Source organism: Nonomuraea sp. NPDC003709 (assembly GCF_040610775.1).
GTDB lineage: Bacteria > Actinomycetota > Actinomycetes > Streptosporangiales > Streptosporangiaceae > Nonomuraea > Nonomuraea angiospora_A.
This window is the reverse complement of record NZ_JBEXMW010000001.1, coordinates 74,176-85,900: the sequence shown is the minus strand read 5'-3', so window position 1 is coordinate 85,900 and position 11,725 is coordinate 74,176. Positions and strand designations below refer to the sequence as shown.

The window sequence follows — 11,725 nt, the reverse complement described above, 5'->3', positions numbered from 1 at the left end:
CGCCCGGGGCAGCCGTCATGAGGGCATGAAGACGCTGATCCGCACGGCCGCGACCGTCGCGGCGCTGGCGACCGCCGCGGTCGCCTGCACCTCCACGACCGCGGGCGCGCCGCCGAAGCCCAGGGTGAGCTCGCTCGGCGCGATCCGCCTGGTGGCCTACACCGGCTGCGACGACCTGCTGTCCGGGCTGCGCGAGCACGCCGCCCAGCGCGTCACCCCGTACGGGTTCGACAACGTGCTGCCCTTCGCCGCCATGGAGGACTCCGCCCGCTCGGTCACCGCGAACGCCAAGACGAGCACCCCCGAGCACTCCACGACGAACGTGCACGAGACCGGCGTGGACGAGCCCGACGTGGTCAAGACGGACGGCAACCGGGTCATCACGGTCAAGGACGGCGTCCTGCGGATCATCGACACCGCCACCAGGAAGGTCACCGGCTCGCTCAAGCTGACAGAGGGCGAGAACGGGCCCGGCGTGCCCGCCGACCTGCTCGTCTCGGGCGACCGGGCGCTGGTGCTGATGCGCGGCGGCGACATCATGTACAAGCGGATGGCCGGCTTCGCCCCGCCGGGCGACACCAGGTACGTGCTGGTCGACCTGTCGGGCAAGCCCAAGGTGCTGAGCACGATCAAGCCGCAGGGCTCGTACGTGGACGCCAGGATGGTCGGCTCCACGGTCAGGCTGGTCACCCGCAGCCAGCCGGACATCGCCTTCCCCGAGTTCAAGGACGACGTCTCCGAGACCGAGCGCGTCAAGCGCAACCAGGCCGCGGTCCGGCAGGCCCCGGCGGACGCCTGGCTCCCCAAGATCGAGATCACCGACGCGTCCGGCACCGTCAAGAAGGACTCGGTGAAGTGCGAGCGGATCAGCCACCCGGCCGACTACACCGGCACCTCGCTGCTGACCGTGCACACCATCGACCTGGCGCAGGACGTGACCGCCGCGGGCACCGACCCGATCAGCCTGGCGGCCGACGGCGACATCGTGTACGGCACCGGCAGCAGCCTCTACGTGGCCAGCAACCCGCGCTGGTGGATGCCGGTGGTGATCAGCGAACCGGCGGTGGAGACCCCGACGACCGCACCGTCCTCCGGGGACGCCGCCCCGGCCGTGGAGCCCACGCCCACGAGCCCTCCGGTGCCGGACACCCCGACGCCCAGCCCGGAGCCGACGATCCCGCCTGAGGAGACCGAGGTCCACCGGTTCGACATCGGCTCGCCCGGCGCGCCCTCCTACGTGGCCTCGGGCAAGGTCCCGGGCCGGCTGCTGAACCAGTACTCGCTGTCGGAGTACGACGGTCACCTGCGCGTCGCCACCACGCTCACCTCCCCGGACGGCAAGACCAGCTCCAGCGCCGTGTACGTGCTCAAGGCCGACACCATGGCCAAGACCGGCGAGGTCGGCGGCCTCGGCGAGGGCGAGCGGATCTACTCGGTCAGGTTCATCGGCCCGGTCGGCTACTGCGTCACGTTCAAGCAGGTCGACCCGCTCTACACGCTCGACCTGCGCGACGCGGCGGCGCCCAAGGTGACGGGCGAGCTGAAGATCACCGGCTACTCCGCGTACCTGCACCCCGGCGCCGAGGGCCGGCTGATCGGCATCGGCCAGGAGGCCAGCGAGAAGGGCAGGACGCTGGGCACCCAGGTGTCGCTGTTCGACGTGAGCGATCCGGCCGGCCCGCGCAGGCTGTCGCAGCTGTTCCAGAAGGACTCGGGCTCGGCGGCCGAGTGGGATCCGCACGCGTTCCTGTACTGGCCCAAGACCGGCCTGGCGGTGATCCCGCTGACCCAGCAGAACGAGTCGGGCGGGCTCGTCCTGAAGATCGACGACTCGGGCGTGACGAAGCTCGGCATGATCAAGCACCCGGCCATGGACGAATACCAGGCCGGGATCGAGCGGGCGCTGGTCATCGGCGACTCGATCTGGACGCTCTCGTACGACGGCATGCAGGTCAACGACGCCGCCACGCTGGCGCAACAGGCCTGGATCCCGCTCCGCTGAGCACAAAAATCCCCCCAAGAAAAGGTGCTGATTTCGTATGAAATTGGCACCTTTTTCGATGGACAGGACCCGACAACTGATGAAAACTTTACTAACCATGTAATGTCGGACTCAGTGGATTTGTCATGACATGGGTCTCCTGGGTCCGCGACACAGGAAGGGCTCACGCCGATGCGAACACGCACCCCCCTGCTCGCATTGCTCGTCAGCGCCATGGCGTTAGCCATGGCGCCGCCGCCCGCCTCCGCCGCCACGCAGGACGCGCAGGCCGCGGACGGGACGTACATCGTCGAACTCAAGCCGACCATGCGGGCGGCGCCCCGCAGCGCGGCCCAGGACCAGGTGTCCCAGGCCGGCGGCCAGCTCGTCGGCGTCTACGAGCACGCGTTCAAGGGCTACACCGCCCGCCTGAGCGCGAGCGCGGCCGAGCAGCTCAAGCGGAACCCGAACGTCCTCAGCGTCGAGCCCGACGCCGAGGTGACCGCCTTCGCGCAGACCACGCCCACCGGCGTACGGCGCATCTTCGGCCCAAGCAACCCGAACCTCGACATCGACGGCACCGATGACGTGCGCATCGACACGGACGTCGCCGTCATCGACACCGGCGTCGACTACACCCACCCCGACCTGAACGTGGTCGCCCGCGCCAACTGCGTGTCCGGCGTCTGCACGAACAACGCCGGCGTGGACGACAACGGCCACGGCTCGCACGTCGCGGGCATCGTCGGCGCGATCGACAACTCCATCGGCTCGGTCGGCGTCGCCCCCGGCGCCCGCATCCACGCCGTGAAGGTGCTCAACTCCGCCGGCTCCGGCACCCTGGCCGGGATCGCCGCCGGCATCGACTGGGTGGTGGCCCGCGCCTCCACCATCGAGGTCATCAACCTGAGCCTGGGCTGCAACGGCTGCACGAGCAGCGCGATCACCAACGCGATCACCAGGGCCGTCAACGCCGGCATCGTGGTCGTGGTGGCCGCGGGCAACAACCACGCGAACACGTCCTCGTTCTTCCCCGCCAACCACCCCGACGTGGTCACCGTCTCGGCGCTGACCGACAACGACGGCCTGGCCGGCGGCGCGGGCGGCAGCACGCTCGCGTGCCGCAGCGAGACCGACCAGGACGACACCTCGGCGTTCTACTCCAACTTCGGCGCCACCGTCGAGATCACCGCACCCGGCACCTGCATCTACTCGACGTGGATGAACGGCGGCTACAACACGATCAGCGGCACCTCGATGGCCAGCCCCCACGTGGCGGGCGCGGCCGGCATCCTCACCGCGGGCGCCCGCAAGCCGACGACCAGGGCGGGCTCGCTGGCCGTACGGACCAAGCTGATCTCCACCGGTAACTCCAACTGGACCGACGACTCCGGCGACGGCGTCAAGGAGCCCCTGCTCGACGTGCACGACGCCACGCAGTACTGACAGACCATCCTGGAAAGGGGCGGTGCGCGGATCCCGCAGCGCCGCGTGCCGCCCCCTCCCCCTTACGACTCGGCCAGCTCGCGGGCGATGTCCAGGTGGCCGGCGTGCCGCATGTACTCCTCCAGGACGTGGAACATGATCCACGCCAGCGTCGGCGGCTCCTCGGGCGGCTGGAACCGGCCGATCCGCGAGGCCACGTCGGACAGGCCCGCCCCCGCCACCGCCCGCCTGGACCGCTCGCACTGCGCCAGGTAGAAGTCCTTGATCTCCTCGAACGACTCGGCCGCGACGAGCATGTCATCCTCGTCGCGGTCGCTCCACGGGTCCTCGACCTGCTCGCCCGCGAAGTCCCAGACGAACCAGCGCCGCTCCATGTACGCCAGGTGCTTGAGCATCGACACGGGCGTCCACCCCGACGGCACCCGGCTCACCTCGGGTTCGGGGAACCCGTCCAGCTTGCGCAGGATCTCCTCGCGATAGTGGTCGAGGTAGCCCTCCAGCAGCGCGCGGGGGTCGGAGAGCTGGTTGGACGGCTCGCTCATGCGCCCTCCTTCGTCGGTCGCACGAGCGAGTCGCTCGCGTGTCCAATTGTTCGCTCGCTACGCTCGCTCATGAGGGCTGCTCCGGGGCGACGACGGGGACGATCTCCGGCGCGCCGAGCCTGATCGCGTCGGCCTCCTGGTCGGAGACCTGCTCCTGCGAGCGGCGCTCCGCCTCGACACGCTTTGTGTAGTATTCCACCTCCCTTTTCACCTGCTCGCTGTCCCAGCCGAGCGGCCCCGCCATCAGCTCGGCGGCCTCCTGCGCCACGGCCAGGCCGCGGTGGAAGGTCTCGATCGAGATGCGCGTACGCCGGGTCAGCACGTCGTTGAGATGCCTGGCCCCCTCGTGGGTGGCGGCGTAGACGATCTCGGCGCGCAGATAGTCGTCGGCTCCCGACAGCGGCCTGCCCAGCGACGGCTCGTGCTCGATCAGCTCCAGCACCTCGTCGATCATCGAGCCGTAGCGCTGCAGCAGGTGCTCGATCCTGGCCACGTGCAGCCCGGAGGTGAGGGCGATGCGGTGCCTGGAGTTCCACAGCGCCTGGAAGCCCTCGGCGCCCGCGAGCGGGATGCGGTCGGTGCACGAGCGCGGCACCCGCTGGTCGAGCCCGTGCGCCACGGCGTCCACCGCGTCCTTGGCCATGACCCGGTAGGTCGTGTACTTCCCGCCCGCGATCATGACCAGGCCCGGCACCGGGTGCGCCACCACGTGCTCCCTGGACAGCTTGGAGGTCTCCTCCGACTCGCCCGACAGCAGCGGGCGCAGCCCCGCGTAGACGCCTTCGACGTCGTCGTGGTTCAGGGGCACGGACAGGACGGAGTTGACGTGGTCGAGCAGGTAGTCGATGTCCGCGCGGGAGGCGGCGGGGTGGCTCTTGTCGAGCGTCCACTCGGTGTCGGTGGTGCCGATGATCCAGTGGCGGCCCCAGGGGATCACGAAGAGCACGGACTTCTCCGTGCGCAGGATGATCCCGGTCAGCGAGTGGATCCGGTCCCGCGGGACCACGAGGTGGATGCCCTTGGACGCGCGTACGTGGATCTGGCCCCGGCCTCCGACCAGCTCCTGGATGTCGTCGGTCCAGACGCCGGTGGCGTTCACCACCTGCTGGGCGCGTACGTCCAGCTCGTCGCCCAGCTCCAGGTCGCGCACGCGTACGCCGGTGACCCGCTCGCCCTCCCGCAGGAACCCCAGCACCTGCGCCCGCGGCGCGATCTGCGCGCCGTAGGTGGCGGCGGTGCGCAGCAGGCTCACCACATAGCGGGCGTCGTCCATCTGCGCGTCCCAGTACTGGACGGCGCCCGTGAGGGCGGACTTCTTGAGCGCCGGGGCCAGCCGCAGCGCCCGCGACCTGGACAGATGCCGGTGGCCCGGCACGCCACGGGTGGTCCCGGCCGCGGCGCCGAGCGTGTCGTAGAGCGCCACGCCCGCGCCGACGTAGACCCGCTCCCACACGTAGTGGGTCAGCGGGAAGAGGAACGGCACCGGCTTGACCAGGTGCGGGGCGATCCGCTGCAGCAGCAGCGCCCGCTCCCGCAGGGCCTCGCGCACCAGCTCGAAGTTGAGCTGCTCCAGGTATCGCAGGCCCCCGTGGATGAGCTTCGAGGAGCGCGAGGAGGTGCCGGAGGCGAAGTCCCTGGCCTCCACCAGGGCCACGTCGAGCCCCCTGGTCGCGGCGTCGAGCGCGATCCCGGCGCCCACGATGCCGCCGCCGACCACGACCACGTCGAAGTTCTCCCCGGCCATGCGCTCCAAGGCCGCGGTCCGCTCCGCCGGCCCGAGCTGAGCCACGCACCTTCCCGGCGTCATATCTCCCCCTGATACGGCTTTGTCGCCTGCGCCTCGATACCTACCCTCAGGGCGGTCACGCTGTAACGCGGCGGACGACGACGCGGGGGTCAGGCGCGGATGACCTTCACGCCCGCCTCCGTCAGCTCCGCGGCCAGCGCGTCGGAGAGCTGGGCGTCGGTGACCAGCGTGTCGATCTGCCCGATCGGGCAGATCCGGGAGAAGGCCCGCTTCCCGATCTTGGAGGAGTCGGCCACCACGACCACGTGCGCGGCCCGGCTGATCAGCAGGTGGTTGACGCTCGCCTCCCCCTCGTGGTGGGCCGACGCGCCGAGCTCGACGTCGAGCGCGTCCACCCCGAGGAACGCCACGTCCAGCGTCACCTGCTCCAGCACCCCGGTGGCCAGCGGCCCGATGAGCTCGTACGACTGCTGCCTGGCCACCCCGCCGGTCACCACGATCTTGACGTGCTGGCGGACGGTCAGCTCGGCCGCGATGTTCAGCGCGTTCGTGACGATCGTGAACCCGCTCTCCAGCGTGGACAGCGTGGCGAGCGTGCGCGCCAGCTCCGAGGTGGTCGTGCCGCCGTTGAGCCCCACCACGGCGCCGGGCGTCACCAGCTCGGCCGCCGCGGTCGCGATGCGGTGCTTCTCGTCGGCGTGCCTGGCCGTCTTGTAGCGCAGCGGCAGGTCGTAGCTCACGCTCTGCGCGACCGCCCCGCCCCGCGTGCGCATGAGCATCTGCTGCTGGGCCAGCTGGTCGAAGTCCCGCCGGATCGTCGCCGTGGAGACGCCGAGCGCCTGGCTGGCCTCCTCCACCGACAGTCTGCCTTCCTGGGCCACCAGCTCGAGGATGGCGTTCCAGCGGTCGTACCGGGACACAAGGCCTCCTAGGCGATGGGGACAAGGGCAAGCGTGGCACAACCAGCCAGGGCAGGGCCAACAGTGTCCATTAATGCACTTTCCTGGTATAAAACCAGCAGAAACAATCAATCGCCGGGGAGGCAAGTGGTGACCACCCACACCGAGGCCGAGATCGCGTCCCAGCCGTCGTGCTGGCGCCGCGCCATCGCGAGCGTTCCCGCCGACGCGCTGCCGCGCCACGGCGAGCGGGTCGCCGTGGTCGGGTGCGGCACGTCGTGGTTCATCGCGATGGCGTACGCCGCCCTGCGCGAGCGGGCCGGGCACGGCGAGACCGACGCCTTCGCCGCCTCCGAGGCCCCGATCGGGCGCTCGTACGACCGCGTGCTCGCGCTGACCCGGTCCGGCACCACGACCGAGGTGCTGGAGCTGCTGGCCAGGACGACCACGAAGACCACGGCCATCACCGCCGACCCCGGCACGCCGATCATGACGGCCGCCGACGAGGTCGTCGTGCTCGACTACGCCGACGAGCAGTCGGTCGTGCAGACCAGGTTCGCGACCACGCAGCTGGCCCTGCTGCGCGCCAGCCTCGGCGAGGACCTCACCAAGGCCGTCGAGGACGCCGAGGCCGCCGTGGCCGCGCCGCTGCCCGACGAGCTGGTGCGGGCCGAGCAGTTCAGCTTCCTCGGCGCCGGCTGGTCGGTCGGCCTGGCGCAGGAGGCGGCGCTGAAGATGCGCGAGGCGTCCCGCTCGTGGACGGAGGCGTACCCGGCGATGGAGTACCGGCACGGCCCGATCAGCATCGCCGCTCCCGGACGCGTGACGTGGATGCTCGGCGCCGCCCCCGAGGGCCTGCGCGCGCAGGTCGAGGAGACCGGCGGGACGTTCTTCGAGACCGCGCTCGACCCCATGGCCGAGCTGATCCGCGCGCAGCGGGTGGCCGTCGCCCGGGCCTTCGCCCAAGGGCTGAACCCGGACGAGCCCATGCACCTCACGCGATCTGTGATTCTTTCTTCATGAGCCTTACTCTTGCCGACGCCAGGATCGTGACCCCCGAGGGGATCCACGAGGGGTGGCTGACCATCGAAGACGGCCGCATCACGCATGTTGGCCGCGGATCCGCCCCAGGTCAGGGTCTGAGCGTGGGTGGGCGGCACGTCATCCCCGGGTTCGTGGACATCCACAACCACGGGGGCGCGGGTGGCTCGTTCCCGACCGGCGAGCAGGACAAGGCGCGTGAGGCCGTCGAGCTGCACCGCCGCCACGGCACCACCACGACCATGGCCAGCCTGGTCACCGACTCGATCGACGGGCTGACCAGGGCCGTGGCGGCGCTGGCCGAGCTGTGCGAGGAAGGGCTGCTGACCGGCATCCACCTCGAAGGCCCCTACATCGCCAAGGCCCGCTGCGGCGCGCACGACCCGACGCTGCTGCGGGAGCCGTCCCGGCAGGAGCTCTCGGAGCTGCTGAAGGCCGGGCGCGGGCACGTCCGCATGGTGACCATCGCGGCCGAGCTGCCCGGCGCGCTCGACTTCATCCGCATGGCCGCCGCCGAAGGCGTGATCGCGGCCGTGGGGCACAGCGACGCCGACTACGAGACGACGATCGAGGGCATCGAGGCGGGCGCGAGCGTGGCGACCCACCTCTACAACGCGATGCCGCCGCTGGGCCACCGCGCGCCCGGCCCGGTGGCCGCGCTGCTCGACGACGAGCGGGTGACGGTCGAGCTGATCAACGACGGTGTGCACGTGCATCCGGCCATGCTGCGCCTGGCGTACGAGGTGGCGGGTCCCGGCCGGACGGCGCTGATCACCGACGCGATGTCGGCCACCGGGCTCGGCGACGGCGACTACGTGCTCGGCCCCATGCGGGTGCGGGTGGAGGACGGCGTGGCCAGGCTGGTCGAGGGCGGCTCGATCGCGGGATCCACGCTGACCATGGACGTCGCGTTCCGGCGCAGCGTCCAGGAGGTCGGGATGTCGCTGCCCGACGCGGTCCAGGTGGCCTCCCTGACGCCCGCGCGGGTGCTGGGCCTGGCCGACCGCATCGGCTCGATCGCCGTGGGCAAGGCGGCCGACCTGGTGGTGCTGTCCGACTCGCTGGAGGTGGCCGGGGTGATGAAGGACGGCGTCTGGATCACGGAGCCCTGATGATCCTCACCGTGACGCTCAACGCCGCCCTCGACGTGACCTACCAGGTCCCCGACGTCGACTGGGACGGGGTCAACCGGGTCAGCGCGGTGCACCGGCGCGCCGGCGGCAAGGGCGTCAACGTCGCCCGCGTCCTGGCCGCGCTGGGCCAGGACGTGCTGGTCACGGGGCTCGCGGGTGGCCCCACCGGGCGGGCGATCGAGGACGACCTGCGGGCGGCCGGCCTGCCCGCCGCCCTGCACCCCGTCGCCGCCGACTCCCGCACGACGCTGGTCGTCTCGGAGCAGGCGGGCACGCGTACGGCGCTGTTCAACGAGCCCGGCCCGGAGGTCACCCCCGCCGAGCTGGCGGGCTTCGTCCGGCGTTTCGAATCGCTCCTCGACGCCGCCGGCGCGGTCGTCATCTCGGGCAGCCTCCCGCGTGGCGTCCCCGCCGACACCTACGCCACGCTGGCGGCCGTCGCCGCCGGCAAGGGGGTCCCGGCCATCGTGGACGCCGACGGCGATCCCCTCCGCCACGCTCCCAAGGGCCGCCCCTCCGTGGTCAAGCCCAACCGGGAGGAGCTGGCCAGGGCCGTCCCCGGCGGCAGCCCGGCCGAGGGCGCGCAGGCGCTGCGCAGCCAGGGCGCCGGGGCCGTGGTGGTGTCCATGGGCGCCGACGGGCTGCTGGCGGTCACCGGGGAGGGCACCTTCACCGCGCGCATGCCGTACACCGTGCGGGGTAATCCGACGGGGGCGGGCGACTCGCTGGTCGCCGGGCTCGCGCTGGGTCTGGTGGAGTCGGCGTCGTGGCCCGACAGCCTCAGGCGGGCCGCGGCGCTCGGCGCGGCCGCCGTGGCCGCGCCCGTGGCCGGCGACTTCGACCCCGACGTCTACGCCGACATACACCCCCAGATCATCATCACGTAAGGAGCACGTCATGCCCCTTGTTGCCATCGGCGACATCGTCCGCCAGTCGCCCGCCGGGGTGGGCGCCTTCAACGTGATCCAGCTCGAGCACGCCACCGCCATCGTGGCCGGCGCCGAGGCCCTGGGCCTGCCGGTGGTGCTGCAGATCAGCGAAAACTGCGTGCGCTACCACGGCGCGCTGGAGCCCGTCGCGCTGGCCTCGCTGGCGGTGGCCAGGCGGGCCGAGGTGCCGGTCGCGGTCCACCTCGACCACGCCACCGACCGCGCGCTCGTGGAGGAGGCGGTGAAGCTGGGGCTGGGCTCGGTGATGTTCGACGCCTCGGCCCTGCCCGACGACGACAACGTCCGCACGACCGCCGAGGTGGTGGCGTGGTGCCACGAGCGCGGCGTGTGGGTGGAGGCCGAGCTGGGCGAGGTCGGGGGCAAGGACGGCGTGCACGCGCCCGGCGCGCGCACCAAGCCGCACGAGGCGGTCGACTACGTCGCCAAGACCGGGGTCGACGCCCTGGCCGTGGCCGTGGGCACCTCGCACGCCATGACGACCAAGGACGCGGTGCTGGACCTGGCGCTCATCGCCGAGCTGCGGGCCGCGGTTCCGGTGCCGCTGGTGCTGCACGGCTCGTCGGGGGTGCCGGACGACGTGCTGCGCGAGGCCGTGCGGACCGGCATGAAGAAGATCAACATCGCGACCCACCTGAACAAGGCGTTCACCGGTGCGGTGCGCGACTACCTGGCCCACGACGAGCGCGTGGTCGACTCCCGCAAATATCTCAAGGCCGGGCGGGACGCGGTGGCCAGGGAGGTCAGCCACCTCCTGGGCGTCCTCACGGGGTGAGCTGTTTGCGCATCATGACCGCGGAGCGGCCTTCGACGCCCATGCGGCCGGTCTCGACATAGCCGAGCGACTCGTACAGCGCGATGTTGGTGGTCATCTTGACGTTGGTGTAGAGGCGCAGCGCGGGCAGCCCCAGCCGGCGCGCCTCCTCCTCGGCGTACGCCATCAGCGCCCGCCCGAGGCCCCTGCCCTGGCGGCCGGGCCGCACGGCGACGTTCTCCACCAGCAGGACGCCGTCCTCGGGGACGAGCACGATGAGCGCGTCGAGGAGCCCGTCGAGCGCGTCGGTGACGTGCACCCGGCCGGCCGCGATGAGCGCGCCGTAGTCGGCCTCCATCGGCAGCGGCCGCATGCCGACGACCTCGATCCAGGGCGAGTACGCGTCGTGGACCAGCCGCTCCACGGCCGCCTTGTCGGTGTGATCCGCCAGTCTCATGCCGCCAATGTTGCCAGCACGCGTTCGACCTGTCGTTCGAAGGTGCCCGGCGGATTGCGCGGATGCTCGTGCGAGAGCAGGAACAGCCAGACGAGCGCGTGCAGCTTGCGGCAGTCGCGCATCCGCCGCTCCTCCGCCGGGCTCAGCTCGAACCGGTGCGCGATCTCCACCTCGCCGTCCACCCACATCGACACGTGCTCGGCCGCCTCGGCCAACTCGAACGCCACGTCGCTGCGCCCCGAGTCCTCGTAGTCGACGATGCGGACGCGGGTGCCGTCCCACAGGAAGTTCGCCAGGTTGCCGTCGCCCGCCCCGAACGCCGGCGTGACCCCCGACTCGCCCGGCGACCAGCTCCGCAGCCACCGCGTGCCCTCCTTGACCGCCCGGTCCGCCAGCGGGTCCCTGGGCTGCCAGCGCTCGCCGCGCCGCCCGGCCCAGTCGGCGAGCGCCTCCAGCTGCCACGGGCGCAGCGGGACGGCCCGGAGCACGTGCGGCGGCACCGCGGTGTGCAGCTCGGTCAGCGCCTCGACCAAGGCCGCCACGTGCACCGCCGTCGCGAGCAGCCCGCGCAGCGACACCCCGTCGATCCGGGACATCGTCACCACGCCGTCCTCGTAGCCGATCGGCTCGGGGGCCAGGCCGGGGGCGTGCTCGGCCAGCAGGTTCAGCGCGCGCCACTCGCGCTCGGCCGCGCCGGGCTTGCTGTCCATGTAGCGCTTGATGACGACGTCGCCGGCGAAGGCCAGCTCGTGCGTGTGGCGTAGGTCGGCCATGCCCG

11 protein-coding genes are annotated in these 11,725 nt (G+C 71.6%); 6 read left to right on the top strand and 5 right to left on the bottom strand.

The window, feature by feature from the left end; genetic code table 11:
• Positions 1-25 precede the first annotated feature (25 nt).
• Complete coding sequence (locus tag ABZX61_RS00510) at positions 26-2,002, top strand: beta-propeller domain-containing protein (protein WP_355190312.1); 1,977 nt, start codon at positions 26-28, stop codon at positions 2,000-2,002.
• 171 nt (positions 2,003-2,173) lie between these two features.
• Entirely contained in the window at positions 2,174-3,427 is a 1,254-nt protein-coding gene (locus ABZX61_RS00505; protein WP_355190310.1) for a S8 family serine peptidase, read from the top strand.
• Positions 3,428-3,489: 62 nt separating this feature from the next.
• Here ABZX61_RS00505 and ABZX61_RS00500 read toward each other — a convergent pair whose 3' ends face one another.
• From ABZX61_RS00500 to ABZX61_RS00490, 3 genes are all read right to left on the bottom strand, one after another.
• On the bottom strand, positions 3,490-3,969 hold the full coding sequence (locus tag ABZX61_RS00500) for a DinB family protein (protein WP_355190308.1): 480 nt from the start codon (positions 3,967-3,969) through the stop codon (positions 3,490-3,492).
• Between the two features lie 67 nt (positions 3,970-4,036).
• Positions 4,037-5,713, bottom strand: a complete 1,677-nt coding sequence (locus ABZX61_RS00495) for a glycerol-3-phosphate dehydrogenase/oxidase (RefSeq protein ID WP_355191439.1) — start codon at positions 5,711-5,713, stop codon at positions 4,037-4,039.
• A 152-nt stretch (positions 5,714-5,865) separates the two neighbouring features.
• Positions 5,866-6,636: a DeoR/GlpR family DNA-binding transcription regulator gene (locus ABZX61_RS00490; protein ID WP_350731073.1), complete on the bottom strand. Its 771-nt coding sequence runs from the start codon at positions 6,634-6,636 to the stop codon at positions 5,866-5,868.
• 129 nt (positions 6,637-6,765) lie between these two features.
• Between ABZX61_RS00490 and ABZX61_RS00485 the strand changes: the two genes are divergently transcribed.
• Genes ABZX61_RS00485 through ABZX61_RS00470 form a run of 4 tightly spaced genes read left to right on the top strand, consistent with a single transcriptional unit; the run spans position 6,766 to position 10,511 of the window.
• On the top strand, positions 6,766-7,638 hold the full coding sequence (locus ABZX61_RS00485) for a sugar isomerase (RefSeq protein ID WP_355190306.1): 873 nt from the start codon (positions 6,766-6,768) through the stop codon (positions 7,636-7,638).
• Positions 7,635-8,768: an N-acetylglucosamine-6-phosphate deacetylase gene (nagA, locus tag ABZX61_RS00480; protein ID WP_350731069.1), complete on the top strand. Its 1,134-nt coding sequence runs from the start codon at positions 7,635-7,637 to the stop codon at positions 8,766-8,768. The genes ABZX61_RS00485 and nagA overlap by 4 nt, the downstream gene beginning before the upstream one ends.
• Complete coding sequence (locus ABZX61_RS00475; RefSeq protein WP_350731067.1) at positions 8,768-9,676, top strand: 1-phosphofructokinase family hexose kinase; 909 nt, start codon at positions 8,768-8,770, stop codon at positions 9,674-9,676. Before nagA ends, ABZX61_RS00475 begins: the two co-directional genes overlap by 1 nt.
• 10 nt (positions 9,677-9,686) lie before the next feature.
• On the top strand, positions 9,687-10,511 hold the full coding sequence (locus ABZX61_RS00470; RefSeq protein WP_355190304.1) for a class II fructose-bisphosphate aldolase: 825 nt from the start codon (positions 9,687-9,689) through the stop codon (positions 10,509-10,511).
• Here ABZX61_RS00470 and ABZX61_RS00465 read toward each other — a convergent pair.
• Positions 10,501-10,947: a GNAT family N-acetyltransferase gene (locus tag ABZX61_RS00465; protein WP_355190302.1), complete on the bottom strand. Its 447-nt coding sequence runs from the start codon at positions 10,945-10,947 to the stop codon at positions 10,501-10,503. The genes ABZX61_RS00470 and ABZX61_RS00465 overlap by 11 nt on opposite strands.
• Positions 10,944-11,720 carry a phosphotransferase gene (locus ABZX61_RS00460; RefSeq protein WP_355190300.1) on the bottom strand — a complete coding sequence of 259 codons (777 nt, stop codon included), beginning with the start codon at positions 11,718-11,720 and terminating at the stop codon, positions 10,944-10,946. The genes ABZX61_RS00465 and ABZX61_RS00460 overlap by 4 nt, the downstream gene beginning before the upstream one ends.
• Between the last annotated feature and the right edge of the window lie 5 nt (positions 11,721-11,725).

Coding starts and splice junctions, on each gene's coding strand:
- ABZX61_RS00510 (WP_355190312.1), top strand. CDS start 26: ATGAAGACGCTGATCCGCACGGCCGCGACCGTCGCGGCGCTGGCGACC.
- ABZX61_RS00505 (WP_355190310.1), top strand. CDS start 2,174: ATGCGAACACGCACCCCCCTGCTCGCATTGCTCGTCAGCGCCATGGCG.
- ABZX61_RS00500 (WP_355190308.1), bottom strand. CDS start 3,969: ATGAGCGAGCCGTCCAACCAGCTCTCCGACCCCCGCGCGCTGCTGGAG.
- ABZX61_RS00495 (WP_355191439.1), bottom strand. CDS start 5,713: ATGGCCGGGGAGAACTTCGACGTGGTCGTGGTCGGCGGCGGCATCGTG.
- nagA (WP_350731069.1), top strand. CDS start 7,635: ATGAGCCTTACTCTTGCCGACGCCAGGATCGTGACCCCCGAGGGGATC.
- ABZX61_RS00475 (WP_350731067.1), top strand. CDS start 8,768: ATGATCCTCACCGTGACGCTCAACGCCGCCCTCGACGTGACCTACCAG.
- ABZX61_RS00470 (WP_355190304.1), top strand. CDS start 9,687: ATGCCCCTTGTTGCCATCGGCGACATCGTCCGCCAGTCGCCCGCCGGG.
- ABZX61_RS00465 (WP_355190302.1), bottom strand. CDS start 10,947: ATGAGACTGGCGGATCACACCGACAAGGCGGCCGTGGAGCGGCTGGTC.
- ABZX61_RS00460 (WP_355190300.1), bottom strand. CDS start 11,720: ATGGCCGACCTACGCCACACGCACGAGCTGGCCTTCGCCGGCGACGTC.